The organism is Escherichia sp. MR (genome assembly GCF_005280595.1).
GTDB classification, from domain to species: Bacteria; Pseudomonadota; Gammaproteobacteria; order Enterobacterales; family Enterobacteriaceae; genus Escherichia; species Escherichia ruysiae.
Genome location: NZ_SZVK01000006.1, coordinates 57390 through 83322, shown reverse-complemented (window position 1 = coordinate 83322; position 25933 = coordinate 57390). Strand labels below are relative to the sequence as shown.

At 51.3% G+C, this 25933-nt stretch carries 23 protein-coding genes and 1 other RNA gene; 7 read left to right on the top strand and 17 right to left on the bottom strand.

The features are described 5' to 3' along the window. Positions 1-41: 41 nt before the first annotated feature. Positions 42-138, bottom strand: an RNA gene (gene ffs, locus FC814_RS04450) — signal recognition particle sRNA small type. A 162-nt stretch (positions 139-300) separates the two neighbouring features. On the opposite strand from ffs, the gene FC814_RS04445 reads away from it, so the two are divergent. Beyond that, positions 301-612: an MGMT family protein gene (locus FC814_RS04445; RefSeq protein WP_000409910.1), complete on the top strand. Its 312-nt coding sequence runs from the start codon at positions 301-303 to the stop codon at positions 610-612. Positions 613-641: 29 nt separating this feature from the next. Here FC814_RS04445 and FC814_RS04440 read toward each other — a convergent pair whose 3' ends face one another. Next, entirely contained in the window at positions 642-1214 is a 573-nt protein-coding gene (locus FC814_RS04440; protein WP_000779815.1) for a YbaY family lipoprotein, read from the bottom strand. A gap of 217 nt (positions 1215-1431) precedes the next feature. On the opposite strand from FC814_RS04440, the gene tesB reads away from it, so the two are divergent. After that, entirely contained in the window at positions 1432-2292 is an 861-nt protein-coding gene (gene tesB / locus FC814_RS04435; protein WP_010347651.1) for an acyl-CoA thioesterase II, read from the top strand. A gap of 49 nt (positions 2293-2341) precedes the next feature. On the opposite strand, the gene amtB is transcribed toward tesB, so the two are convergent. The 6 genes from amtB to cof form a co-directional block, all read right to left on the bottom strand. After that, complete coding sequence (amtB, locus tag FC814_RS04430) at positions 2342-3628, bottom strand: ammonium transporter AmtB (protein ID WP_000685049.1); 1287 nt, start codon at positions 3626-3628, stop codon at positions 2342-2344. A 29-nt stretch (positions 3629-3657) separates the two neighbouring features. Next, positions 3658-3996, bottom strand: coding sequence for a P-II family nitrogen regulator (gene glnK / locus FC814_RS04425; protein ID WP_000780338.1), 339 nt, complete (start codon positions 3994-3996; stop codon positions 3658-3660). 180 nt (positions 3997-4176) lie between these two features. Then, complete coding sequence (locus tag FC814_RS04420; protein ID WP_001256189.1) at positions 4177-5958, bottom strand: SmdB family multidrug efflux ABC transporter permease/ATP-binding protein; 1782 nt, start codon at positions 5956-5958, stop codon at positions 4177-4179. Then, a complete protein-coding gene (locus FC814_RS04415) occupies positions 5951-7723 on the bottom strand; it encodes a SmdA family multidrug ABC transporter permease/ATP-binding protein (RefSeq protein ID WP_032224778.1) in 1773 nt (590 codons plus the stop codon). The genes FC814_RS04420 and FC814_RS04415 overlap by 8 nt, the downstream gene beginning before the upstream one ends. 29 nt (positions 7724-7752) lie before the next feature. After that, positions 7753-8211: a DNA-binding transcriptional regulator DecR gene (gene decR / locus FC814_RS04410; protein WP_000884589.1), complete on the bottom strand. Its 459-nt coding sequence runs from the start codon at positions 8209-8211 to the stop codon at positions 7753-7755. 152 nt (positions 8212-8363) lie between these two features. Continuing rightward, positions 8364-9182: an HMP-PP phosphatase gene (gene cof, locus FC814_RS04405; RefSeq protein ID WP_024212548.1), complete on the bottom strand. Its 819-nt coding sequence runs from the start codon at positions 9180-9182 to the stop codon at positions 8364-8366. 99 nt (positions 9183-9281) lie between these two features. On the opposite strand from cof, the gene FC814_RS04400 reads away from it, so the two are divergent. Together FC814_RS04400 and queC are read left to right on the top strand one after the other, a co-directional pair. After that, positions 9282-10982: an SgrR family transcriptional regulator gene (locus FC814_RS04400; protein ID WP_137325570.1), complete on the top strand. Its 1701-nt coding sequence runs from the start codon at positions 9282-9284 to the stop codon at positions 10980-10982. Positions 10983-11046: 64 nt separating this feature from the next. Beyond that, on the top strand, positions 11047-11742 hold the full coding sequence (queC, locus tag FC814_RS04395) for a 7-cyano-7-deazaguanine synthase QueC (protein ID WP_137325569.1): 696 nt from the start codon (positions 11047-11049) through the stop codon (positions 11740-11742). Positions 11743-11792: 50 nt separating this feature from the next. Here queC and fadM read toward each other — a convergent pair whose 3' ends face one another. The 9 genes from fadM to bolA all read right to left on the bottom strand — a co-directional run bounded on the left by fadM (position 11793) and on the right by bolA (position 22119). Further along, positions 11793-12191 (bottom strand): long-chain acyl-CoA thioesterase FadM, encoded by a 399-nt coding sequence (gene fadM, locus FC814_RS04390; RefSeq protein ID WP_105289773.1) that lies wholly within the window; start codon positions 12189-12191, stop codon positions 11793-11795. 93 nt (positions 12192-12284) lie between these two features. Further along, the gene (locus FC814_RS04385) at positions 12285-12656 is read right to left on the bottom strand and encodes a helix-hairpin-helix domain-containing protein (protein WP_137325568.1); all 372 of its coding nucleotides are present in this window, start codon (positions 12654-12656) and stop codon (positions 12285-12287) included. A gap of 150 nt (positions 12657-12806) precedes the next feature. Next, the gene (gene ppiD, locus FC814_RS04380; RefSeq protein WP_137325567.1) at positions 12807-14678 is read right to left on the bottom strand and encodes a peptidylprolyl isomerase; all 1872 of its coding nucleotides are present in this window, start codon (positions 14676-14678) and stop codon (positions 12807-12809) included. A 191-nt stretch (positions 14679-14869) separates the two neighbouring features. Continuing rightward, a complete protein-coding gene (gene hupB / locus FC814_RS04375; RefSeq protein WP_254892905.1) occupies positions 14870-15160 on the bottom strand; it encodes a nucleoid-associated protein HU-beta in 291 nt (96 codons plus the stop codon). Positions 15161-15350: 190 nt separating this feature from the next. Further along, positions 15351-17705, bottom strand: a complete 2355-nt coding sequence (gene lon, locus FC814_RS04370; RefSeq protein ID WP_001295325.1) for an endopeptidase La — start codon at positions 17703-17705, stop codon at positions 15351-15353. Between the two features lie 187 nt (positions 17706-17892). Further along, a complete protein-coding gene (gene clpX, locus FC814_RS04365; RefSeq protein WP_000130305.1) occupies positions 17893-19167 on the bottom strand; it encodes an ATP-dependent protease ATP-binding subunit ClpX in 1275 nt (424 codons plus the stop codon). 125 nt (positions 19168-19292) lie between these two features. Then, the gene (gene clpP, locus FC814_RS04360) at positions 19293-19916 is read right to left on the bottom strand and encodes an ATP-dependent Clp endopeptidase proteolytic subunit ClpP (RefSeq protein WP_000122253.1); all 624 of its coding nucleotides are present in this window, start codon (positions 19914-19916) and stop codon (positions 19293-19295) included. A gap of 245 nt (positions 19917-20161) precedes the next feature. Then, positions 20162-21460, bottom strand: a complete 1299-nt coding sequence (gene tig / locus FC814_RS04355) for a trigger factor (RefSeq protein WP_001198383.1) — start codon at positions 21458-21460, stop codon at positions 20162-20164. A 341-nt stretch (positions 21461-21801) separates the two neighbouring features. Next, positions 21802-22119: a transcriptional regulator BolA gene (bolA, locus tag FC814_RS04350; protein WP_000973458.1), complete on the bottom strand. Its 318-nt coding sequence runs from the start codon at positions 22117-22119 to the stop codon at positions 21802-21804. Between the two features lie 304 nt (positions 22120-22423). On the opposite strand from bolA, the gene FC814_RS04345 reads away from it, so the two are divergent. The 3 genes from FC814_RS04345 (at position 22424) to cyoA (ending at position 25928) form a co-directional block, all read left to right on the top strand. Further along, a complete protein-coding gene (locus tag FC814_RS04345; RefSeq protein ID WP_000473500.1) occupies positions 22424-23002 on the top strand; it encodes a lipoprotein in 579 nt (192 codons plus the stop codon). Between the two features lie 43 nt (positions 23003-23045). Beyond that, positions 23046-24521, top strand: coding sequence for a muropeptide MFS transporter AmpG (ampG, locus tag FC814_RS04340; protein ID WP_000098459.1), 1476 nt, complete (start codon positions 23046-23048; stop codon positions 24519-24521). Positions 24522-24980: 459 nt separating this feature from the next. After that, positions 24981-25928, top strand: coding sequence for a cytochrome o ubiquinol oxidase subunit II (gene cyoA / locus FC814_RS04335; protein WP_137325566.1), 948 nt, complete (start codon positions 24981-24983; stop codon positions 25926-25928). Positions 25929-25933: the final 5 nt, after the last annotated feature.

The window sequence follows — 25933 nt, the reverse complement described above, 5'->3', positions numbered from 1 at the left end:
AGACATTATCTATCAAGTACTTACCCTGAAATGGGTGGGGGCCCTGCCAGCTACATCCCGGCACACGCGTCATCTGCCTTGGCTGCTTCCTTCCGGACCTGACCTGGTAAACAGAGTAGCGTTGCGGGAGAACCAACAGAGCCCCCATTGAGAGCGTTGAGAACCAACGCGCAGGCGCATTATCACTGCTGCCCCGGCTAATTGCAACCCATTGCGTGCCGGATGCTGGTTTCTTGCGCAATGCGGCTTCACTCAGAGGTGTTTCCAGATTATGCTGAAAAATTACCTCAGGAAGAAAAGATGGAAAAAGAAGATTCATTTCCCCAACGCGTCTGGCAAATCGTAGCCGCTATTCCCGAAGGCTACGTCACCACTTACGGCGACGTCGCAAAACTGGCAGGATCACCCCGTGCTGCGCGCCAGGTGGGCGGTGTGTTAAAGCGTCTACCCGAAGGCAGCACCCTCCCCTGGCATCGGGTGGTTAATCGCCACGGCACAATCTCGTTAACCGGCCCGGATTTGCAGCGTCAACGGCAGGCATTACTGGCAGAAGGAGTGATGGTGTCGGGAAGCGGGCAAATCGACTTACAGCGTTATCGCTGGATTTACTAACCCTCTCCAGCGGAGAGGGTTAGTGGCGCTTAGTATTGCGTAGGGGCTGGAACTGCCGAAGACGGATTCACCTGGGTTGGTGAAGTCGAAGGTACGGTGGTCGTTGCGCCACCGCTGGCCTGAACCGGTACAGCGGTTTGCTGAACCGGCACTAATGTCAGGTCAGCTTTGGTTCCGCCCTGATTGATCACCGGTTGAACGGTATCGGTGATAAACACCAATTTGTCGTTCACGGTAACCGCCGCACTCAACAGGATACGTGCGTTCGGCTGAACGTCTGCCGGGTTAAATGGCAGAACAAAACTGAACGGTGACTGTTTACCTTCGGTACGTACTGCTTTCTGCGCCAGAACTTTAGAAGGCGCATCGGCTAACGACGCGTCAGAAAGTGTCACGGTCAGCACAGCATCAGGCGGCAGTGCGACTTTCTGACGGATCCAGACCGTACCGGAAACATTCGGTTGTTGTATAGCAGGTTGCTGTGTCGCTGCAATAGACGTATTTGCAGCCGGTGCTGGCGTCTGGATATCCGCGCTTTTATCCGCGCAAGCTGCCAACGCAATTGCAACCGCTAAACCACTGGCCATGTGCACGAGTTTCATTCACTTCTCCTTATTATCAATGCACCAGCGGGCTAACTTTCCTCGCCGGAAGAGTGGTTAACAAAATAGTAACGTCAATAAGTGTGGCACATGTCACGTATTAACGCCTGCATTTGGCCCGTAATTCAGACCATTGCACCCATCGGACCAGTACCAAAATTGCGTTATACTCAACTCACTTTGGCTTGCTGCGGCAGCTTTGTTACTGGAGAGTTATATGAGTCAGGCGCTAAAAAATTTACTGACATTGTTAAATCTGGAAAAAATTGAGGAAGGACTCTTTCGCGGCCAGAGTGAGGATTTAGGTTTACGCCAGGTCTTTGGCGGCCAGGTTGTTGGTCAGGCGCTATATGCAGCAAAAGAGACGGTCCCGGAAGAGCGTCTGGTGCATTCGTTTCATAGCTACTTTCTTCGCCCTGGCGATAGCAAAAAACCCATTATTTATGATGTAGAAACGCTACGCGACGGCAACAGCTTCAGCGCCCGCCGGGTTGCTGCTATTCAAAACGGTAAACCGATTTTCTATATGACGGCCTCTTTCCAGGCGCCAGAGGCTGGATTCGAGCACCAAAAAGAGATGCCGCCCGCGCCAGCGCCTGATGGCCTGCCTTCGGAAACGCAAATCGCCCAATCGCTGGCGCACCTGCTGCCGCCGGTGCTAAAAGATAAATTCATCTGCGATCGTCCGCTGGAGGTTCGTCCGGTAGAGTTTCATAACCCGCTGAAAGGGCACGTTGCAGAACCGCATCGTCAGGTATGGATCCGCGCAAATGGTAGCGTGCCGGATGATCTGCGCGTTCATCAGTATCTGCTCGGTTACGCTTCTGACCTTAACTTCCTGCCGGTTGCTTTACAGCCGCACGGCATCGGTTTTCTTGAACCGGGGATTCAGATTGCCACCATTGACCATTCCATGTGGTTCCATCGCCCGTTTAATTTGAACGAATGGCTGTTGTATAGCGTGGAGAGCACCTCGGCGTCCAGCGCACGCGGCTTTGTGCGCGGGGAGTTTTATACCCAGGACGGCGTGCTGGTTGCCTCGACCGTTCAGGAAGGGGTAATGCGTAATCACAATTAAAAAAACAGCCGGAGGTGAAAACCGTCCGGCTATTTTTTTGCAGTGCTTGTTACGCGTTATAAGCATTTTCACCGTGGCTGTTGACGTCCAGTCCTTCGCGCTCCTGCTCTTCCGGCACGCGCAGGCCAACTGTCAAATCCGCCAGTTTGTAGCCAATAAATGCCACCACACCAGACCAGACAATCGTAATGGCGATGCTTTCCAGCTGTACCAACAGCTGATGTCCCATCGTCACACCTTCGGCGAAGCCCACCCCCCCCAGCGAACTGGCGGCAAAAATCCCGGTCATGATACAGCCGACAATGCCACAAACACCGTGTACCCCGAAGACATCGCAGGGATCATCCACCCGCAGCAGGCGTTTCAACATGGTAACGCCCCACAAGCCCGCCAGACCAGCTACCCCGCCGATAATCAACGCACCGCCAACCCCAATATAGCCACAGGCTGGCGTCACGCCGACCAGACCGGCAATCGCGCCAGAACACGCTCCCAGCAGTGAAGGCTTACCACGCAGCGCCCATTCACCGAAGATCCAGCCAAGAATTGCCGCTGCCGTTGCGACCACAGTATTCACAAATGCCAGTGCCGCGATTTCATTCGCCGTGCCCGCTGACCCGGCGTTAAAGCCAAACCAACCGATATAGAGAATGGCAGTCCCGGTAAAGACCATCGGCAGGTTGTGCGGTTTAAACGCCTCTTTGCCGAAGCCCACGCGTTTGCCTATCAGATATGCGCCCACCAGACCGGCAATTGCGGCGTTAATGTGCACCACCGTGCCGCCCGCGAAATCCAGCGCACCGTGAGAAGCCAGCAAACCGCCGCCCCAGACCATATGCGCAATCGGAATGTAAGAGAGCGTCAGCCACACTACCACGAAGATCAACACAGCTGAGAAGCGGATTCGTTCCGCCAGCGCCCCAACGATCAAGCCTACGGTAATGCAGGCAAACGATCCCTGAAACGCTACGTGGATATACTGATAAATGCTGCCCATCACCGCCGTCAGTTCGATGTTTTTCAGCATTAACCAGTTAATGTTGCCAAAGAAATTGTTGCCTTCACCAAACGCCAGCGAGTAGCCGTAAACCACCCAGAGAATACAGACCAGTGCAAACGTCACGGTCACCTGCGTCAGCATCGACAGCACGTTTTTGCCGCGAATCAACCCACCGTAAAACAGGGCAATTCCCGGAATAGTCATAAACAGCACCAGCGCAGTACAAATCATCATAAACGCATTGTCGGCTTTATCGGCCACCGCAGGTGCAGCCGTTACCAGTCCCGGCAGCATCGCCAGTGAAGCAAGCCCAGTTTTTATCGTCGCTATCTTCATTTTTCGTTCCTGTTGCTGTGTGCCAGAGATTACAGCGCCGCTTCGTCGGCTTCGCCGGTACGAATTCGAATGACGCGTTGCAATTCAGCGACGAAGATTTTGCCGTCGCCAATTTTTCCGGTGTAAGCCGCCTTGCTGACGATATCGATCACTTCATCGAGTTGGTCATCAGCAATCGCCACATCAATTTTTACTTTTGGCAGGAAGTTGACGCTGTATTCCGCCCCCCGGTACAGCTCAGCATGTCCTTTCTGACGCCCGAAACCTTTCACTTCGGTGACGGTCAGCCCCTGAATACCAATGGAAGATAACGCTTCACGAACGTCTTCCAGCTTGAATGGTTTGATTATCACGGTCACCAGCTTCATAGATCCCCTCCGGTCAGAATTCGGTAATGGTTCTGCTACACGAAGAAGGTATTGCAAGCGGTGTGCCAGAAATGAAAAACGAGAAAGAGAGCAGGAAGTTAAGAAGATTGAAAATGAAAACGCACTATGACAGTGCACAGTGCGTTACATTTTTGCACCAACGATGAAATTTTGCGCTATTCAGGCGCTCAATGATTCCTCTTCACGCACGCTGGCTGCCAGCTCTTCGCCCGCAAGTTGCAGTTGATACATCTGCCAGTAACGCCCCTGGGCCGCCAGCAGTTGCTGGTGCGTGCCCTGCTCCACGGCTTGCCCACGATGAAGCACCAGAATGGTGTCGGCATCGACAATGGTTGATAAGCGGTGAGCTATCACCACCAGCGTGGTATGTTCACGCACCGCCGCCAGTGCGTGTTGGATCGCCTGTTCAGTACCGGAATCAATGCTGGCGGTTGCCTCATCAAGGATCAGGATTTGCGGCGTCTCCACCAGCACGCGCGCCAGCGCCAGCAGTTGCTTTTGCCCGACCGAAAGATTATTCCCCTGCTCGCCCAGCGGCGTATAAATACCGTCGCTCATGCTGCGCGCCAGCTCCGCCAGTTGCACGGTTTCCAGTGCCTGCCAGACACGCTCTTCGGATATATCACGCCCCAGCGTCACGTTGGCGAGGAAAGTATCCGCCAGCACCACCGGATCTTGCTGCACCATCGCCACGCCCTGACGTAATGCGCTGTGACTTAGCGAATTTAATGGACGACCGTCGAGATGAATCTCACCTTCCGTTAGCGGGTAATACCCCATCAATAAACTTGCAAGGGTGCTTTTGCCACTGCCGGTATGCCCGACCAGCGCCACAAAGTTACGCGAAGGCACAGAGAGATTAATGTTCTTCAGTACCAGATTGTTGTCGCGATAAGCAAACGACACATTATCGACTTCGATGGTGCCGCTCTGTAACGGGCGATCATCATTGCCATATTGCTGGCGCGGTCCGTCCATCAGCTCAAACACGCGCTCACCAGCAACAACAGCCTGTTGCAGCATCGCCTGTTGCGTGGTCAGTTCGATTAATGGTTCGTTAAGCCGCCCAAGATAGCTGATAAACGCATACAGCACGCCCACTTCAATGGTGCCGCTGGCGGAGAAGCCAAACAGCATCAACAAGCCACAAAGGATGAGCGACGAAAAAAGGCTCAGTAATGGCCGCAGTAAAAAACCGTCGAGGCGCAGGGTTTGCATCCTCGCCATATAGTGCGACCGACTGGCCTCACCCATGCGTTCACCAAATCGTGCCTGCTGACGGAACTGCTGGATGACGCTCATACCGTTGATGATTTCGTTAAAGCCGTCGTTGATATCCGCCAGATAGGCGCGCACACGGCGGACAATCGGCGTACTGTAACGCTGGTATATCACCATCACCACCAGCACGACCGGAAAAATCATTATCGCCACCAGCGCCATCCGCCAGTCGAGGCTGAACATCGCTACCAGCATCGCGCCCACCAGTGCGGCGCTACGCAGAACGGTTGCCACTACGGTAACGTAGAGGTCGCGGATCACTTCAGTATCATTAGTGACGCGGGAAATCACCTGCCCGACAGGCTGGATATCAAACTCGCTTAATGGCTGGCGTAGCGCAGCATCCATTACATCGGTACGCAACTGTTGTACAACGCCAACTGCCGCCCGATTAAACAGCAGCGACTGTGCGTAGTGCAGTCCAGCGGCAAACAGTTGCAGCCCAACATACGCCGCCGCCAGACCGGCAACCACTTTCAACGGCAGATTATTTTTCGCCACCATATTATCGATGAAATAGCTGATGAGTAGCGGTCCACTGACTTCTGCCGCTGCCGCAACCCACATCATCAGAACCGCAATCCCCAGTGGTTTGCGCCACGGCGAACCATACGCTAACAGGCGTTTGAGAGTCGGCCAGAGTTGGCTAAAACTACGCATCGACGGCCTCCTCACGAATTTCCGGAGCATCGTCAAGCGCCGCCTCCAGTTGTTGATAGCGATACATATCGCGATACCAGCCGCTTTGTTGCGCCAGCGCATCATGATTGCCACGCTGGGCGATATGTCCGTGCTGCATCACAATAATCTCACTGGCCTCCGTCAGCGCAGAAAGGCGATGGGCACTGATGATTACTGTTCTTCCCTGCCCCCACTGGCGCAGGTTATGCAGGATCTGATGCTCTGTGCGTCCGTCCACCGCCGAAAGCGCATCATCAAGGATAAGGATTTCTGCGTTGACTAATAACGCACGAGCAATGGATATGCGCTGCTTTTGTCCACCGGAAAGCATCACGCCGCGCTCGCCCACTTCTGTGTCGTAACCTTGCGGTAGACGCAAAATATCGTCATGTACGCTGGCTAACCGCGCTACGTGTTCAATCTCTTGCTGGGTGGCATTCGGGCAACCCAGCGCGATGTTGTTCGCCACAGTGTCGGAAAAAAGGAATGGCGTCTGGCTGACTACCGCCAGGCGGCTACGCCAGCTATCGAGTTGTAACTTCGTCAGAGGAATATCATGAAAGCGGATATCCCCCTCACTGACGTCGAAATGACGCTGAATGAGTGACAGCAGAGTACTTTTGCCAGAACCGGTCGCTCCGCAAATACCCAGCATCTGACCGGGTTTGAGTGCGAAACTGACATTCTCCAGCGCAGGATGATCAGTTTGTGGATAAGTAAACTGGCGAATATTTACATCCAGTTCGCCACGCCCTTGCGGCACTGGTTCGCTACCATCATTCACCACCGGCGCTTCAGCCAGCATCGTCCGAATACGGCTATATGCCGCGCTGCCGCGTTCCACAATGTTAAACATCCAGGCCAGCGCCAGCATCGGCCAAATCATTAACCCCAGATACATCATAAAACTGGTGAGCTGCCCCAGCGTTAAGCTGCCCTGCACCACCATCCAGCTTCCCCCACCAATCGCCAGCAAATTCGCCATGCCAATCGCGATATAGATAGTCGGATCAAAACGGGCATCAATACGCGCCACCCGCATGTTTTTCTTGCCGGTGTCTTCAGCATCTGCGGCAAATAGCGCCGACTGGCGATCTTCCAGACCAAAGGCTTTGATCATGCGGATACTGGTGAGGCTCTCCTGGGTGCGATCGTTGAGACTGGAAAACGCCGCCTGCGCCAGCTTAAAGCGTTCATGCAAAGCATCGCCGTTGCGCTTAATCATGATTGCCATCACTGGCATCGGCAATAGTGCAAATAAGGTCAACTGCCAGCTAATTTGCGTTGACATCATAATCAACACTGCGCAGCCCATCACCAGTGAATCCACTAGCGTCAGCACCCCTTCTCCGGCGGCAAACACGACCCGATCGACGTCATTGGTCGCACGAGCCATGAGGTCGCCCGTACGATGACGCAGGTAAAACTCTGGATGCTGGCGGCTTAGCTGGCGGTAATAATCTTCACGCAGTTCAACAGCCAGTTGATAAGACGCGCCAAACAGCAGTACGCGCCAGACATAACGCAGGAGATAAACCACGACTGCAATCAGCACCATGGTGGCGATCCACATCAGGATCTGCCCGGTAGTAAAGTGTTGTTCCGTCACGCCATCGACAACAATACCGACCACTTTCGGCGGAACCAGTTGCAGCATCGCGATAATAACAAGCAAGGCCACAGCCCCGAGATAGCGACGCCATTCCCGACGGAAATACCAGCTTAGTTGAGCAAATAATCGCACGCGTTGTGTCCTGACCTGATTCTGGATATTTATTCGATGGGTAAAGAAGTGGTGTATTTAATCTGTTCCATCGCGAAGCTGGAAGTAACGTCCGACAGACCTGGAACGCTGTTTACCAGACGCTTATAAAATTCGTCATAGCGTTTCATATCGGCAACCTGAACACGCATCAGATAATCATATTCACCGGCCATGCGCCAGAACCCCAGCACTTCTGGCATTTCCGTTACCACCGTGACAAAGCGGCAATACCATTCGCTGCTGTGATGTTGCGTTTTAATCAACACAAAAGCAGTCAGCCCGAGGCCAATTTTTTCCGGGTCCAGCAGGGCGACTTTGCCGATAAGGATACCGTCATCCTCCAGCCGTTTCAGACGCTTCCAGCAAGGCGTGGTTGTCAGATTAACGGCTTCTGCCAGTGCCTGCAAAGAGAGGGTGCAATCCTGCTGTAGTAAGGCCAGCAGCTTACGGTCAATTTTATCTAACATAGCCAATCCGCAGAGAATTTTTTTCTCTTTTAATTCTATTTTAAAGACGAAATACCGACAATTTATTCTGTGCGGTTTAAACGCCACTGCACAAAATGACAAATTCAAAGTAAAAAAAACCGGGCGATTGCCCGGCGCTGGAAGAGATCTCGTTATTCGGGGGAATAAGGTAGATGTGGATTGTCCAGCCAGTGCGTCAAATAGTGAGAGACCGCCTGATTTCGGCAATGTCCAATCACCGGTAAATGAGGGAGTTCCGCGCGCAGTTGCGGCATCGCATTGCCCATGATAAAACCGCTACCGACGCTGCCTAACATTTCGCGATCGTTCATCGCATCACCAAAGGCCATGCAGTCGTGCAGTGAAAAACCTAAATGTTGGGTCAGCACCGCCAACGCCGCGCCTTTATTACACCCCACTGGCAGCACTTCCAGGCAATTAATCGCAGAAAAACACAAATGTGCGCGCTCGCCTAATGCTTCGTTTAGTTGGATATGCAAGCGCATAAGATCGTCGTGATCGCCACAGAAACAGATCTTGGTGACGCTGCCGAGTGGCATTTTTTTGACATCGATAATCTGATAACGGAAACCGCTATACACAAATGCCTGCAACAATGCTGGGATCTCTTGCCCGGTAAACCAGCCATTGTCATTGAAGATATGCATACTGGCCTGGGTATCCCATTTCTGGTACAGCACTAATTCCGCCACGTCCGCAGGCAAATCATCACGATGTAAAAGTTCGCCTTCCAGAGAGTGCACGCGCGTACCGTTGCCGGTAATTAAATACGCATCCAGCGATAGCACCCCGATAATATGCTGCATCTCCAGCGCATGACGCCCCGTAGCAAAAGTGAGGGTAATATCGCGTTCACGCAGACGCGCCAGAGTCGAGAGGGTTTTCTCACCTAAATGGTGATCAGGCATCAATAAAGTGCCGTCCATATCAAATGCTGCCAGACGAGCCATTTCTTTCTCCACTCTGTGACACGGTTAATGGTGATTGAGTATCACCTGATATATACGGAAGTAATAGTGAATAGTTAAATAATATTGTTCCGGGTTTATATGCGACTGCTAAACCGTCTTAACCAGTATCAACGTCTGTGGCAACCTTCTGCCGGAGAGCCGCAATCCGTCACCGTCAGCGAACTGGTCGAACGCTGTTTTTGCAGCGAACGCCACGTGCGCACCCTGTTACGTCAGGCTCAGGAGTCGGGATGGCTGGAGTGGCAGGCGCAATCAGGACGCGGAAAACGCGGGCACCTGCGTTTTCTGGTGACACCGGGATCCCTGCGCAACGCGATGATGGAACAGGCACTGGAAACCGGAAAGCAGCAAGATGTGCTGGAGCTGGCGCAACTGGCTCCTGGTGAACTGCGCACTCTGTTACAACCGTTTATGGGCGGGCAATGGCAAAACGATACGCCAACGTTACGTATTCCCTATTATCGCCCGCTCGAACCGCTACAACCGGGCTTTTTACCCGGTCGTGCCGAGCAGCATCTCGCCGGGCAGATATTTTCCGGTCTGACCCGCTTCGACAATAATACCCAACGCCCGATTGGCGATTTAGCACATCACTGGGAAATCTCTGCTGACGGGCTACGCTGGGATTTTTATCTTCGTTCAACGCTGCACTGGCATAACGGCGATGTGGTAAAAGCAACGCAACTACACCAGCGATTATTGATGCTGCTACAACTGCCAGCGTTGGGGAAATTATTGATTAGCGTGAAGCGTATTGAGGTCACCCATCCACAGTGTCTGACCTTCTTTTTACATCGCCCTGATTATTGGCTGGCACACAGGCTGGCAAGCTATTGTAGTCATCTGGCGCATCCGCAATTATCGCTGGTGGGAACCGGTCCTTTTCGCTTAACAAAATTCACAACAGAACTGGTGCGACTCGAAAGCCATGATTATTACCATTTACGTCACCCACTGCTAAAAGCGGTTGAGTACTGGATAACCCCACCACTTTTTGAAAAAGATTTGGGAACCAGTTGTCAGCATCCAGTACAAATCACCATCGGTAAACCTGAAGAGTTGCCACGGGTCAGCCAGGTCAGTAACGGCATCAGTTTAGGTTTTTGCTATTTAACGTTGCGCAAAAGCCCCCGCCTTTCCCTCTGGCAGGCGCGAAAAGTGATTTCCATTATCCATCAATCCGGTTTACTACAAACGTTAGAAGTCGGAGAAAACCTGATCACTGCCAGTAATGCATTGCTGCCTGGCTGGGCTATTCCACAATGGGATGTACCGGATGAGGTCAAATTACCGGAAACCCTGACGTTGGTTTATCACCTGCCAGTGGAACTTCATGCAATGGCAGAACAATTACGAACGACGCTGGCAGCAGAAGGTTGCGAATTAACGATTGTTTTTCATAACGCGAAAAACTGGGACGACACGACCCCGCTGGCACAGGCAGATTTGATGATGGGCGACAGGCTAATTGGCGAAGCGCCGGAATATACTCTGGAGCAATGGCTGCGTTGCGATCCACTCTGGTCATATGTTTTCGACGCTTCAGCATATGCACATCTGCAATCGACACTGGATACCGTGCAGTTGATGGCTGATGAGGAAAAGCGGAATAACGCGCTGAAAACTGTGTTTAGCCAGTTAATGGAAGATGCAACGCTGACGCCGCTGTTCAATTATCACTATCGCATTAGCGCCCCGCCCGGAGTGAACGGTGTGCGGCTAACACCGCGCGGCTGGTTTGAATTTACCGAAGCCTGGCTTCCCGCGCCATCGCAATGAAGCACTGGTCGGGGTTAACCGCAGGCGTTACCATAATGCTTTTATCGATTTAGCAGGATTACCTATGAGACGTGCCGTCGTTGTGTTTAGTGGAGGTCAGGATTCCACCACCTGTCTGGTACAGGCATTGCAGCAATATGATGAAGTCCATTGCGTGACGTTCGATTACGGTCAGCGCCATCGCGCAGAGATTGACGTGGCACGCGAACTGGCATTGAAACTGGGTGCACGCGCGCATAAGGTGCTGGATGTGACGCTACTCAACGAGCTGGCGGTCAGCAGCCTGACGCGTGACAGCATTCCGGTGCCTGATTATGAACCTGAAGCCGATGGTATCCCGAATACGTTTGTCCCAGGGCGTAATATTCTGTTCCTGACGCTGGCAGCGATATATGCGTATCAGGTAAAAGCCGAAGCAGTGATCACCGGCGTCTGCGAAACGGATTTCTCCGGCTACCCGGATTGCCGCGATGAGTTTGTGAAAGCACTGAACCATGCCGTCAGTCTGGGCATGGCGAAAGATATTCGTTTTGAAACGCCGCTAATGTGGATTGATAAAGCGGAAACCTGGGCGCTCGCGGATTATTACGGCAAACTGGATTTAGTGCGTAACGAAACGCTGACCTGTTATAACGGCATTAAAGGCGATGGTTGTGGTCATTGTGCTGCATGTAATCTGCGCGCTAACGGATTGAATCATTATCTGGCCGACAAACCGACGGTGATGGCAGCGATGAAGCAGAAAACCGGATTGAAGTAATTATTCGTGGTGTCGCCGGATGCGGCTTGAGCATCCGGCCAACAAAACGTTTACTGAACCATCAGATCCAGTTTTTCGCGCAGTTCCCCTTCCAGAGCTAATGCTTTCTGCGTTTTGAGATCGATACAAACAAACGTGATAAGTGCATCCGCCACCACCTGCCCTTCCGGCTCCAGAGTAATGACCTGACTTAAGATGCCGCTTTTACCGTTTAATTGCTGCAACTGACTGGTAATGGTTAACAGGTCGTTTAATACCGCCGGGCGACGATAGTTAATATTGATATTGACCACGACGAAGGCGATGTTATGGGCGGTCATCCATTGAAAGCTGTCGCTATTTTCCAGCCCATCCCAGCGGGCTTCTTCGAGAAACTCAAGGTAACGGGCGTTGTTGACGTGCTGGTAGACGTCGAGATGATATCCACGAACTTTGATTTGTGTTTGCATAGCGCAATAACCTTACGTTGTTGTTATAAGTACAGAGGTCATAACTGGTATGACCTCTTCAGTCTGGCAAAAAATTGCCACTATGCAAATTAATTACAGGGTTAATACCGCCAGATTACGTTCCACCAGCGAATTGCCCATTCCCGGCACCTGTTTTAAATCCTCCACCGTTTTAAACGGGCCGTACTCTTCGCGATAACTGACAATTGCCTGCGCTTTCTTCAGACCAACGCCATTCATCGCGCGGGCTAGCTCTTCCGCGCTGGCATTATTAATGCTGACCCTGGTGCCTTCTTCGTCACTGGCTTTCGCCGGTACTGCCGCTTTACTTTGTGCTGCAGGAGCTTCCGCTTTGGTTTCTACCGCTGCCGGTTTCACCGCAGGAGCTGCCGCCAGCGCGCTATGAGACATTCCGACACAGGCCAGAGACAGGGTGATGAGCAGTGCTTTAATTCCGTGTTTCATACTGTTTTCTCCTTGTTTGTTAACAGTGGAATCACCTTAACGGCAGCGAAAACAGTAAACAAATGGCAATGTTCAGAAATGGAAAAGGCCGCGAAAGCGACCTTTTCTTGTTACAGCTGCAAAGCATTTTTTTGCGAGGCGGCTTCCGGATTATTGCTGTTCCAGCGCATCGCCAATTTTGATTTTCGCCTCTTTACGCAGATTACTCATCAGAGCTTCAAAGACGATTTGTGCGTTGTTCTGGGTGATGCCCTGCACCATCGCTTTTTTCTGATCTTCCGGCATAGAACCTTGTTTCACTTCGTCCAGCGCCAGCAGAACCACATTACCTTGCATATCGGTCGCCATACCGTAGCTTGGTTTGTCTTTCGCTGGCAGTGGCAGTGCAAACGCCGCCTGGCTAATCGGGTCACGACCGGAACGGCTTAAGGTTTTCGGCTCGCCAAATTTCAGACCGGCAGCCTGCATAGCCTCCGCACCTTTGCCCGCTTTCAGCTCAACCAGCAGTTTTTCAGCATCCACTTTCGCCTGTTGCTCAGCTTTGTTGTGCTGAACCAGTGCCTTAACTTGTTCCTGAACATCTGCCAACGGTTTCACCGCTTCCGGTTTGTGCTCGCTGATACGCAACACGAATGCGCGATCGCCGTCTACGGTGATAATGTCAGAGTTGATGCCCGGCGCGCCGTTTTCACCTACCAGACCGCCGTTAAAGATAGCATCTGCAACCGGCTTGAAGTTCAACTCTTCCGGCAGGTTATCTTTGTTGAACCAGCCAGTCTGGGTAGCTTTAACGCCCGCAGCCTGCTCTGCGCCAGCCAGAGATTCGGTGTCATTGCTTGCCGCATCGCTCACTTTCTGCTGCAGCGCGTAATACGCATCGAGGGCTTTTTCGTGTTTCACTTTCGCCGCGATATCGTCACGCACTTCGTCTAATGACTTCACTTTCGCCGGCTGAATATCATCCAGACGCACAATCAGGAAACCGACCGAAGATTTGATGACGCCAGACAGTTGGCCTTTTTCTTTCAGACCGGCATTTTTCAGTTCATCCGGGATAGTGGCATCTTCTAACCACCCCATATCGCCGCCGTTACGGGCAGAGATAATATCGGCAGATTTTTCTTTTGCTAATGCAGCAAAATCACCACCTTTATTCAGCTCCTCAAGTACTGCTTTCGCTTCATCTTCAGTTTTAGTCTGGATGATGCTGTAGCGGGTACGCTGTGGCTGGGTGAATTGATCCTGATGCTGATCGTAGTAGCTCTGGATATCCGCATCGCTAACCGGTTGCTGCATCGTTGCGGCATCCAGCTTGATGTAGCTCACGCGGAATTGTTCCGGAGTCATGAAATTGTTTTTGTTTTGCTCGTAGTAGCTGGCGATTTCTGGTTCGGTCACAGCTTGTTTAGCCGCCAGCGCGTTAACGTCGATAGTCGCTTCACGCACCACGCGTTGTTGAGCGACCAGCGCAGCCAGTTCGTCGGTTTCACCTTTCAGCATAAAATCGGTGCCCGCAACGCCGTTAATCAGCTGCTGGGTAGTGAGCTGATTACGCAGTGCCTGCGCGTACTGATCGGCACTCATCCCCATCTGGTTGAGGATACCGTTATAGCGGCTGTTATCGAACTTGCCGTCAACCTGAAACGCTGGGGTTGCGAAAATCGCCTGTTTAACCTGCTCATCGCTGATACTCAGTTTTAGTTCGCGAGCGTACTGATCCAGCAGCGCCTCGTCGATCAGACGATTCAGCACCTGTTGACGCAGGGTTTTCATATAGCCTTCGTTCGCCGCCAGCTCGGAGTATTGATCGCCCAACTGTTGCTGCATGCGATTACGCTCGCTGTTGAAGGCGTTCTCGAACTGCCCACGGCTGATTTCCTGGTCATTCACTTTTGCGGCGTAGTTATTGCCTGCGCCAATCAGGTAACCACTCACGCCGGTCAATATGAACGACACGATAATGATACCGAAAATAATCTTGAGCACGAGACTGTTTGCAGCCGTGCGTAAGCTGTCCATCATGGTGTAACAACACTCCGCTGTAGATGACTGTGTACCTCACGCAACATATCGCTGCGCGCAAAGGCCTATTGTGACAAGAAACGGGGGCAATTGTCAGCCCACAACTCGCAGAAAGTCACGCAATACAAATAAAAAAGGCACATCAGTAGATGCGCCCTTGAACTTCGTCACATCCCCAATGGGGATAATCCTTAGTTTACCGCGTCTTTCAGTGCTTTACCTGCACGGAAGCTCGGTACTTTAGCTGCAGCGATGGTGATCTCTTTACCGGTCTGCGGGTTGCGACCAGTACGGGCGGCACGCTCTTTAACGGCAAAAGTACCAAAACCTACCAGTGCTACATCATCCCCTTCTTTCAGGGATTCAGTTACGGAAGCAATAATAGCATCTAACGCACGGCCAGCCGCAGCTTTAGAGATATCAGCCCCTGCAGCAATCTTGTCAATCAATTGAGATTTATTCACTCTTCTCTTCCTCTTTATAATTTATCCCGCACTTGAATCCTTCAACGTGCGAACGCGCAGCAGTTATATCAGGCCAGCCATCCCCTTACAACACCCCTTAATAAGGGCAAGCCTAATCCGCCCTCTAACTTAACGAGACAAAAAAAGGCTGGCAAGTCCGAATTGGCTCGCCAGCCCTCTTTTTATTAGTGCAATTTGCGCAAGGTCACTATTTTGCAGTCACAACCTGCATACCAGACGGTTCATTTTGCAGCGCCAGAGTCAGAACTTCCTCAATGCGCTTCACAGGATGAATGTCCAGATCGGCAATCACGTTGTCCGGAATCTCTTCCAGATCGCGTTTATTTTCGAACGGAATTAACACTGTTTTAATCCCGCCGCGATGTGCCGCCAGCAGTTTTTCTTTCAAACCACCGATTGGCAACACCTGACCACGCAGAGTAATCTCGCCAGTCATCGCCACATCGGCACGAACCGGGTTACCGGTCAGGCAAGAAACCAGCGCGGTGCACATGGCAATACCGGCACTCGGACCATCTTTTGGCGTCGCACCTTCCGGTACGTGCACGTGGATGTCGCGTTTTTCGTAAAAATCAGGGTTGATCCCCAGTTTTTCCGCACGCGCACGAACCACCGTTAACGCCGCCTGAATGGACTCCTGCATGACTTCACCCAGCGAACCGGTATAGGTCAGTTTACCTTTGCCCGGTACACACGCGGTTTCGATGGTCAGCAAGTCACCGCCCACTTCCGTCCACGCCAGACCCGTTACCTGACCGACACGGTTTTCGTTATCCGCGCGACCATAGTCGAAACGCTGAACACCGAGGTAGTCATGCAGGTTATCGCCGTTAATTTCGATATGTTTTAGAGACTTATCGAGCAGTAACTGCTTAACCGCTTTACGGCACAGTTTGGAGATTTCACGCTCCAGACCACGCACGCCCGCCTCACGGGTGTAGTAACGAATAATGCCGATAATGGCGCTATCGTCGACGGTCAACTCACCTTTTTTCAGCGCATTACGTTCAATCTGCTTCGGCAGCAGGTGACGTTTGGCGATGTTCAGTTTTTCATCTTCGGTATAACCGGAGAGGCGAATCACTTCCATACGATCCAACAGCGGTGCCGGAATGTTCATGGAGTTCGACGTCGCGACAAACATCACGTCGCTAAGGTCGTAATCCACTTCCAGGTAGTGGTCGCTGAACGCCACGTTCTGCTCTGGATCCAGCACTTCAAGCAGTGCGGAGGCAGGATCGCCACGCATGTCAGAAGACATTTTGTCGATCTCATCGAGCAGGAACAGCGGGTTTTTAACGCCCACTTTCGCCATTTTCTGGATCAATTTACCCGGCATAGAACCGATGTAAGTACGGCGGTGACCACGGATTTCCGCTTCATCACGCACGCCGCCCAGCGCCATACGGACATATTTACGTCCGGTAGCTTTGGCGATGGACTGCCCCAGAGAAGTTTTACCTACCCCCGGCGGCCCAACCAGGCAGAGGATCGGTCCCTTGATTTTGTTGACACGGCTTTGAACCGCAAGATACTCAAGGATACGATCTTTCACGCGCTCCAGACCATAATGGTCGGTATCAAGGATTTCTTGCGCCTGACGCAGGTCTTTTTTGACCTTGCTACGCGCATTCCACGGCACCTGCACCATCCAGTCGATATAGCCACGCACCACGGTCGCTTCTGCCGACATCGGAGACATCATTTTCAGCTTCTGCAACTCTGCTTCCGCTTTCTCTTTTGCCTCTTTCGGCATCTTCGCCGCGTCGATTTTGCGCTTCAGGGCTTCGTTTTCGTCCGGTGCGTCGTCCATTTCACCGAGTTCTTTCTGAATAGCTTTCATTTGCTCGTTCAGATAGTACTCACGCTGGGATTTCTCCATCTGCTTTTTAACGCGGTTGCGAATGCGTTTCTCAACCTGCAGCAGATCGATTTCCGATTCCATCATTGCCATCAGATATTCCAGACGTTCGTTAACGTCGGACATCTCAAGAACGGACTGTTTGTCAGCCAGTTTCAGCGGCATATGCGCGGCAATGGTATCCGCCAGCCGCGCCGGATCGTCGATGCTGTTCAGCGACGTCAGCACTTCTGGTGGGATTTTTTTGTTCAGCTTGATGTAGCCTTCGAACTGGCTGATTGCGGTACGCACCAGCACTTCCTGTTCCCGCTCATCAATGGTCGGCGACTCCAGATACTCCGCCTTCGCAGAAAAGTGTTCGCCATTGTCAGAGAGCGCAGAAATACGCGCGCGCTGTAACCCCTCAACCAGCACTTTGACGGTGCCGTCAGGCAGTTTCAGCATCTGCAATATAGAGGCCACGGTCCCGACAGTGAAAAGATCGTTTACACCCGGCTCATCCGTTGAAGCTTCTTTCTGCGCGACCAGCATAATTTTTTTATCATGGTCCATCGCCGCTTCCAGACAACGGATAGACTTTTCCCGCCCAACAAATAAGGGGATGACCATGTGCGGATAAACCACCACATCGCGCAGCGGCAATACGGGGATTTCAATGCGTTCAGAACGCTCAGGATTCATAGAGCTCTCTCTTAGTTTAATTTCCGCCAGGTAATCAGATGACACGACTGTGCTTCACGCCATCTATTAACATGTACGTCAGTATATGGGGATGTTTCCCCCACATTCAACGCCGAGAATAGAGGAAAAATTAAAGGGGAGATAAAATCCCCCCTTTTTGGTTAACTAATTGTATGGGAATGGTTAATTATTCACCAGATGCCTGCTGAGCTTCCGGCTTGCCATAAATCAGCAACGGTTTGCTTTGCCCATCAATTACCGACTCGTCGATAACCACTTTTTCGACATCTTCCATGGACGGCAGATCGTACATGGTATCGAGCAGCGCAGCTTCTACGATGGAGCGCAGACCACGAGCACCGGTTTTACGCGCCATCGCTTTCTTAGCGATAGCATCCAGCGCCTCGTCACGGAATTCCAGATCCACGCCCTCAAGATTAAACAGCGCCTGATACTGCTTGGTCAGGGCGTTTTTCGGCTCTTTGAGGATCTGAATCAGGGCTTCTTCGCTCAGTTCATTCAGCGTTGCGACAACTGGCAGACGACCGATGAACTCAGGGATCAGACCAAACTTAATCAGATCTTCTGGTTCAACCTGCGCCAGCAGTTCACCTTCGCTTGCTTTGTCAGATTTCGCTTTTACCGTCGCGCCAAAACCAATGCCGGAACCGGTTTCTACACGATGGGAAATGACTTTATCCAGACCAGCGAACGCACCACCACAGATAAACAGGATCTTAGAGGTATCTACCTGCAAGAATTCCTGCTGCGGATGCTTACGTCCCCCCTGCGGTGGGACGGCGGCAACCGTACCTTCGATCAGTTTCAACAGTGCCTGCTGTACGCCTTCACCGGAAACGTCTCGGGTAATAGAAGGATTGTCCGACTTACGAGAAATCTTGTCGATTTCATCGATGTAGACAATCCCACGCTGTGCTTTCTGTACGTCGTAATCGCACTTTTGCAACAGCTTCTGAATGATGTTTTCAACGTCTTCGCCCACATAACCGGCTTCGGTCAGCGTGGTCGCGTCGGCCATGGTGAATGGGACGTCCAGCAGACGCGCCAGAGTTTCGGCCAGCAGCGTTTTACCGGAACCCGTCGGACCGATCAGCAGAATGTTACTTTTGCCCAACTCGACGCCATTGCTGGTATCGCCGTTGCGCAGACGTTTGTAGTGGTTGTATACCGCGACCGCCAGCACTTTTTTCGCCTGTTCCTGACCGATAACGTAATCGTCCAGGTGGTTGCGAATTTCATGCGGCGTCGGTAGCGCACTGCGTTCACGATGCGGTGCAACTTCTTTAATCTCTTCGCGAATGATGTCATTACATAAATCAACACATTCGTCGCAGATATACACGGATGGACCGGCAATCAGCTTGCGCACTTCATGCTGGCTTTTGCCGCAAAAAGAGCAATACAGCAATTTGCCTGAGCCATCTTTGCGTTTATCTGTCATGGGTCAAAACCTCTTCTTTGTTCTTTGTGCCGCACACGACGACGCAAATGCCATTCTCAGGCGCAAGCCGCTTACAGCGTTGTGCCGCCCTGGATAAGTATAGCGGCACAGTTGCGCCTCTGGCATCAATTACGATGGGTCAGAATCGAATCGACCAGACCGTATTCCACCGCTTCAGGGGCGGAAAGGAAGCGATCGCGCTCGGTATCACGTTCAATCTGTTCTAATGATTGACCCGTATGAAGCGCCATAAGTTCATTCATGCGCCCTTTAACTTTCAGAATTTCACGGGCATGAATTTCGATATCGGTCGCCTGGCCCTGATAGCCGCCCAACGGCTGGTGAATCATCACGCGCGAATTCGGCAGGCAGAAACGTTTACCTTTTGCCCCTGCGGTCAGCAAGAAAGCGCCCATCGAGGCCGCCTGGCCCATACAAATGGTGCTGACATCAGGCTTGATAAACTGCATGGTGTCATAGATAGACATCCCGGCAGTGATCACCCCGCCTGGGGAGTTAATGTACAGATAGATATCTTTTTCTGGATTTTCTGCTTCCAGGAACAGCATCTGCGCCACAATCAGGTTAGCCATGTGGTCTTCAACCTGGCCAGTCAGAAAAATGACGCGTTCCTTAAGTAGACGAGAATAGATATCAAAAGAGCGCTCACCGCGTGAGGTCTGTTCAATGACCATCGGCACCAGCGCCATATGGGGTGCAAAGTTATCTCGTTCGCCGCTGTATGACATTTCCGTCTCCTGGATAAAATTGAAAAAACCTGCTGTACCGATTGTAACCTTATGGACGGATTATCAGCTAGTCCCTGTGTTATGGGTTCGGCATCATCCTATTTCAAGCATAACAATCTTTTGTTGTTACGCTAACACCGAAAGAGGGTTTTCGCACGGTTCCATGCAAAATTCATGACAAAAAAAAGCCCACCACCTGGCGGTGACGGGCCTTTGTGCGAATTTAGCGCGTTATGCTGCTTAAATTACGCCTGCTGGTTCATCAGCTCGTTGAAAGTGGTTTCTTTTTCAGTCACTTTCGCTTTCGCCAGTACAGCTTCAACAGCCTGTTCTTCCAGAGCAACATTGCGCATGTTGTCCATCAGTTCTTTGTTTTTGCTGTAGAATTCGATAACTTCTTTCGGATCTTCGTATGCAGAAGCCATCTCTTCGATCAGGCCTTTCACGCGCTCTTCGTCAGCTTTCAGCTCGTTGGCGCGAATAACTTCGCCCAGCAGCAGACCAACAACTACGCGGCGTTTAGCCTGTTCTTCGAACAGTTCGCGCGGCAGTTCCAGAGCTTGTTTTTCGTTGCCACCGAAACGCTGTGCAGCCTGACGACGAAGAACGTCGATTTCGCTGTCGATCAGCGCAGCCGGTACGTCGATGTCGTTAGCTTTTACCAGACCTTCGATCGCCTGAGACTTAACGCGGTTACGGATGGCGCTCTTCAGCTCGCGCTCCATGTTTTTACGCACTTCAGCGCGCAGACCTTCTACGGAACCATCTTCAACGCCGAAACGTTTGATGAATTCAGCAGTCAGTTCCGGCAGTTCACGCTCTTCAACTTTCTTCAGGTTGATAGCGAATTTCGCTGCTTTACCTTTCAGGTTTTCTGCGTGGTACTCTTCCGGGAAGGTCACGTCGATGGTGAACTCTTCGCCCGCTTTGTGGCCTTTGATACCGTCTTCAAAGCCCGGAATCATACGACCCTGGCCCATCGCCAATACGAAATCAGACGCTTTACCGCCTTCGAACTCTTCGCCGTCTACAGAACCAGTGAAGTCGATGGTCACACGGTCTTCTGCTTCAACAGCGCCGTCTTTTTCTTTCCAGGTCGCCTGCTGTTTACGCAGAGTATCTAACATACCGTCAACGTCAGCGTCGGTCACTTCAACGATCGGTTTTTCAACTTCAATCGCTTCCAGACCCTGCAGTTCAACTTCCGGATAAACTTCAAACTCTACAGAGTAGGTGAAGTCTTCACCCAGCTTGTATTCGCCCGGAACGTAAGTCGGCGCGCCAGCCGGATTGATTTTTTCTTTAATGATGGCGTCAATGAAGTTACGGCTCATCAGGTCGCCCAGAACGTCCTGGCGTACAGACGCGCCATAACGCTGAGCAACGATATTCATTGGCACTTTGCCTTTGCGGAAGCCGTCAATACGTACTTTTTTCGCAACGTTGACCAGCTCGCTTTTAACAGCGGTCTCGATGCTGTCAGCAGCGATAGTAATCGTTACACGGCGGCCAAGGCCTTGAGTGGTTTCAACTGAAACTTGCATCTTGTTACCTCAAAAAATCACAGTGCTCGGTCAACTCTTACCCCGCAAGCACAGGTTGTTGGCTTCGCGGAACCGGGATGTTCTTATAATCAATCACATTCCCTGTTACCAGAATCATCCCGAAAGCATTCAAATAGGACGCGGCATTATAGCGGCATCACTTTTATGAGTCGAGAACGGTTATTGCGCGCTGCCGCGTATTTTTTCACAATTCTCAGGTAATTTTCGTCTGAATGCTGGGCAAAAAGCGCAAAATCCAGACAAAACAAAACGGCCCGCAGGCCGTTTTTCATAAAATCTTTAACAACATACTGGAAAAACGCTAACTGTTGCAAATGCGTTTAGGCAATGCTTCCAGCTCCACGACAGGGAGGAGAAGCAAAGATGGTATCCTGCAATCCTTCCCACTCTTTAATGGTATAAGTATGCAGAGCCAGCGCATGAACGGTAGTAGAGAGTTCCTCCGCTAAAGTACTGTAAATCATTCGATGACGATTCAGAAAACGTTCACCCATAAAACGATCGCTGACCAGCACAACTTTAAAATGGCTTTCAGAGCCGGCTGGGACATTGTGACGATAGCTTTCATCCACAACTTCGAGGAATACGGGTTGGAACGCCGTCCTTAATTTTTCTTCTATCCGCTCACGTATCATCATGAAATATCTCCTCCGACAACGCTGAGATGTCACCCATCCCTTTAAATACTAGCCGCTTTAACCGTTTCCATTACAGCTTAACAACAAATAATTAGCTTTCATCCTATTTTTTCTGTCAAGCGTATGAAGTTTACTGATTTAAAGATTGATTCACCGGCTTCACATCGGTGTTTCTTTTACCCAAGGCGATTATTTCGTCAACATAATGAATTTACATGTCTTACCCACTTCCCCTCGTCGTTGGCGATGTTATGATGGCGGGAATCTTTACCAAACACGCTAAAAAGTCTCTGAGAGCCAGAACATGTTCAAAAAAATCCTCTTCCCGTTAGTTGCTCTGTTTATGCTTGCAGGATGTGCAAAACCGCCAACAACCATTGAAGTTTCTCCGACGATGACGCTGCCACAGCAAGATCCAAGTCTGATGGGCATCACCGTTAGCATTAATGGTGCCGATCAGCGTACCGATCAGGCGCTGGCAAAAGTCACCCGCGATAATCAAATCGTTACCCTGACCGCTTCCCGCGATCTGCGTTTCCTGCTGCAAGAAGTGCTGGAAAAACAGATGACCGCTCGCGGTTATATGGTTGGCCCGAATGGCCCGGTTAATCTGCAAATCATCGTTAGCCAACTGTATGCCGACGTGTCCCAGGGCAACGTGCGCTACAACATTGCTACTAAAGCAGATATCGCCATCATTGCCACCGCGCAGAATGGCAACAAAATGACTAAAAACTATCGTGCCAGCTACAACGTTGAAGGTGCATTCCAGGCCTCCAACAAAAACATCGCCGATGCGGTTAACAGTGTGCTGACCGACACCATTGCTGATATGTCTCAGGACACCAGCATCCACGAATTTATCAAGCAGAACGCACGTTAATTTCTGCCCTCTGGCCCGGTGTAAATCGGGCCTGTAGACGCCCATGTCCAGTCAATATTTACGTATTTTCCAACAGCCACGTTCAGCTATTTTGCTGATCCTGGGTTTTGCTTCCGGGCTGCCGCTCGCCCTGACATCCGGCACCTTACAGGCGTGGATGACCGTCGAGAATATCGATCTTAAAACCATTGGTTTCTTCTCTCTGGTGGGTCAGGCATACGTCTTTAAATTCCTCTGGTCGCCGCTGATGGACCGCTATACCCCGCCGTTCCTCGGACGTCGACGCGGCTGGCTGCTCGCTACGCAAGCGTTGCTGTTACTGGCGATTGCGGCGATGGGGTTTCTCGAACCGGGTACTCAACTTCGTTGGATGGCGGCACTGGCGGTGGTTATCGCTTTTTGCTCCGCTTCTCAGGATATCGTCTTTGATGCATGGAAAACGGATGTGCTTCCTGCGGAAGAACGTGGCGCAGGTGCAGCAATCAGCGTGCTGGGTTACCGTTTAGGGATGCTGGTTTCTGGTGGTTTAGCCTTATGGCTGGCAGATAAATGGCTGGGCTGGCAAGGCATGTACTGGTTGATGGCGGCTCTGCTGATCCCCTGTATTATCGCAACGTTGCTTGCGCCAGAACCAACCGACACTATTCCTGTTCCCAAAACACTAGAACAAGCCGTTGTAGCACCGTTACGTGATTTCTTCGGTCGCAATAACGCATGGCTGATTCTGCTTTTAATCGTGCTGTATAAGCTGGGCGATGCTTTCGCCATGAGTCTGACTACCACCTTTTTGATTCGCGGCGTCGGGTTTGATGCCGGTGAAGTGGGCGTGGTTAACAAAACGCTCGGTCTGCTGGCGACCATCGTCGGCGCGTTGTACGGTGGTATTCTGATGCAGCGTCTTTCGCTGTTCCGTGCATTACTGATTTTCGGCCTTTTACAAGGTGCGTCCAACGCCGGTTACTGGCTGCTTTCGGTGACTGATAAGCATCTCTACAGCATGGGCGCAGCCGTCTTTTTCGAAAACCTGTGTGGCGGGATGGGCACATCGGCATTTGTGGCGCTGTTAATGACGCTGTGTAATAAGTCATTCTCCGCTACTCAGTTTGCCCTGCTCTCGGCGCTTTCCGCTGTCGGACGGGTATATGTCGGCCCCGTGGCGGGCTGGTTTGTTGAATCACACGGCTGGCCGACGTTTTATCTGTTCTCTGTTGCGGCCGCTGTACCAGGGCTTATTTTGCTGCTGGTTTGTCGCCAGACGCTTGAATATACACGGGTCAACGACAACTTTATCCCACGAACCGAATATCCGTCAGGTTATGCTTTTGCCATGTGGACACTGGCGGCGGGCGTCGGTCTGTTAGCCGTGTGGTTACTGCTGTTGACAATGGACGCGCTGGATTTGACCCACTTCTCTTTCCTGCCTGCGCTGTTGGAAGTCGGCGTTTTAGTCGCCCTGGGCGGCGTCGTGCTTGGTGGTTTTCTGGATTATCTGGCGCTACGAAAAACGCATCTGACGTAATCTGTGAATATAATTTAGCTGTAGTAATCACCCGGCGTAATTATTACGACTAAATAAACATCAGCATCGCTTAATAATATTTGTTCTTTTGTGCGGCTTAGATTTCTGAAATTATTGACTGAATCTATATGTTTTATTTTTTTACACGATTCAGCTAATGACTCTTTATTTCCCTACGCCTGATTTGTCACCTCAATGATGATTATTTGTTAAATAATTGTTTTATTTTGATATTGGTTATACCAATTGCCATCCCCACCCCCTTCTGTAGTCCCCTTTCGTTATAACGCCCTTTTGTAACAGCTTCTTAAAATCAACCTGATATGTTTTGCAACATATGTGACCTGACAGCCAAATCCAAGTAACAGGAATTTAATCATGTTTACAGTAATGTAACCTTCCCGTAAAATGCCCACACACTTTAAACGCCACCAGATCCCGTGGAATTGAGGTCGTTAAATGAGACTCAGGAAATACAATAAAAGTTTGGGATGGTTGTCATTATTTGCAGGCACTGTATTGCTCAGTGGTTGTAATTCTGCGCTGTTAGATCCCAAAGGACAGATTGGTCTGGAGCAACGTTCACTGATACTGACGGCATTTGGCCTGATGTTGATTGTCGTTATTCCCGCAATCTTGATGGCTGTTGGTTTCGCCTGGAAGTACCGTGCGAGCAATAAAGATGCTAAGTACAGCCCGAACTGGTCACACTCCAATAAAGTGGAAGCTGTGGTCTGGACGGTGCCTATCTTAATCATCATCTTCCTTGCGGTACTAACCTGGAAAACCACTCACGCTCTTGAGCCTAGCAAGCCGCTGGCACACGACGAGAAGCCCATTACCATCGAAGTGGTTTCCATGGACTGGAAATGGTTCTTCATCTACCCGGAACAGGGCATTGCAACCGTGAATGAAATCGCTTTCCCGGCGAACACTCCGGTGTACTTCAAAGTGACCTCCAACTCCGTGATGAACTCCTTCTTTATTCCGCGTCTGGGTAGCCAGATTTATGCCATGGCCGGTATGCAGACTCGCCTGCATCTGATCGCCAACGAACCCGGTACTTATGACGGTATCTCCGCCAGCTACAGCGGCCCGGGCTTCTCAGGCATGAAGTTCAAAGCTATCGCAACACCGGATCGTGCCGCATTCGACCAATGGGTCGCAAAAGCCAAACAGTCGCCGAACACCATGTCTGACATTGCTGCGTTCGAAAAACTGGCCGCGCCTAGCGAATACAACCAGGTGGAATATTTCTCCAACGTGAAACCAGATTTGTTTGCCGATGTGATTAACAAGTTTATGGCTCACGGTAAGAGCATGGACATGACCCAGCCAGAAGGTGAGCACAGCGCACACGAAGGTATGGAAGGCATGGACATGAGCCACGCGGAATCCGCCCATTAAAGGGG

What these genes read in the sequence shown, in the direction of transcription:
- FC814_RS04420 (WP_001256189.1), bottom strand. Translation starts at nt 5,958, where the DNA reads ATGCGTAGTTTTAGCCAACTCTGGCCGACTCTCAAACGCCTGTTAGCG.
- bolA (WP_000973458.1), bottom strand. Translation starts at nt 22,119, where the DNA reads ATGATGATACGTGAGCGGATAGAAGAAAAATTAAGGACGGCGTTCCAA.
- fadM (WP_105289773.1), bottom strand. Translation starts at nt 12,191, where the DNA reads ATGCAAACACAAATCAAAGTTCGTGGATATCATCTCGACGTCTACCAG.
- tig (WP_001198383.1), bottom strand. Translation starts at nt 21,460, where the DNA reads ATGCAAGTTTCAGTTGAAACCACTCAAGGCCTTGGCCGCCGTGTAACG.
- tesB (WP_010347651.1), top strand. Translation starts at nt 1,432, where the DNA reads ATGAGTCAGGCGCTAAAAAATTTACTGACATTGTTAAATCTGGAAAAA.
- queC (WP_137325569.1), top strand. Translation starts at nt 11,047, where the DNA reads ATGAGACGTGCCGTCGTTGTGTTTAGTGGAGGTCAGGATTCCACCACC.
- cyoA (WP_137325566.1), top strand. Translation starts at nt 24,981, where the DNA reads ATGAGACTCAGGAAATACAATAAAAGTTTGGGATGGTTGTCATTATTT.
- FC814_RS04445 (WP_000409910.1), top strand. Translation starts at nt 301, where the DNA reads ATGGAAAAAGAAGATTCATTTCCCCAACGCGTCTGGCAAATCGTAGCC.
- FC814_RS04400 (WP_137325570.1), top strand. Translation starts at nt 9,282, where the DNA reads ATGCGACTGCTAAACCGTCTTAACCAGTATCAACGTCTGTGGCAACCT.
- lon (WP_001295325.1), bottom strand. Translation starts at nt 17,705, where the DNA reads ATGAATCCTGAGCGTTCTGAACGCATTGAAATCCCCGTATTGCCGCTG.
- FC814_RS04440 (WP_000779815.1), bottom strand. Translation starts at nt 1,214, where the DNA reads ATGAAACTCGTGCACATGGCCAGTGGTTTAGCGGTTGCAATTGCGTTG.
- ampG (WP_000098459.1), top strand. Translation starts at nt 23,046, where the DNA reads ATGTCCAGTCAATATTTACGTATTTTCCAACAGCCACGTTCAGCTATT.
- decR (WP_000884589.1), bottom strand. Translation starts at nt 8,211, where the DNA reads ATGTTAGATAAAATTGACCGTAAGCTGCTGGCCTTACTACAGCAGGAT.
- ppiD (WP_137325567.1), bottom strand. Translation starts at nt 14,678, where the DNA reads ATGATGGACAGCTTACGCACGGCTGCAAACAGTCTCGTGCTCAAGATT.
- glnK (WP_000780338.1), bottom strand. Translation starts at nt 3,996, where the DNA reads ATGAAGCTGGTGACCGTGATAATCAAACCATTCAAGCTGGAAGACGTT.
- amtB (WP_000685049.1), bottom strand. Translation starts at nt 3,628, where the DNA reads ATGAAGATAGCGACGATAAAAACTGGGCTTGCTTCACTGGCGATGCTG.
- clpP (WP_000122253.1), bottom strand. Translation starts at nt 19,916, where the DNA reads ATGTCATACAGCGGCGAACGAGATAACTTTGCACCCCATATGGCGCTG.
- clpX (WP_000130305.1), bottom strand. Translation starts at nt 19,167, where the DNA reads ATGACAGATAAACGCAAAGATGGCTCAGGCAAATTGCTGTATTGCTCT.
- FC814_RS04385 (WP_137325568.1), bottom strand. Translation starts at nt 12,656, where the DNA reads ATGAAACACGGAATTAAAGCACTGCTCATCACCCTGTCTCTGGCCTGT.
- FC814_RS04345 (WP_000473500.1), top strand. Translation starts at nt 22,424, where the DNA reads ATGTTCAAAAAAATCCTCTTCCCGTTAGTTGCTCTGTTTATGCTTGCA.
- cof (WP_024212548.1), bottom strand. Translation starts at nt 9,182, where the DNA reads ATGGCTCGTCTGGCAGCATTTGATATGGACGGCACTTTATTGATGCCT.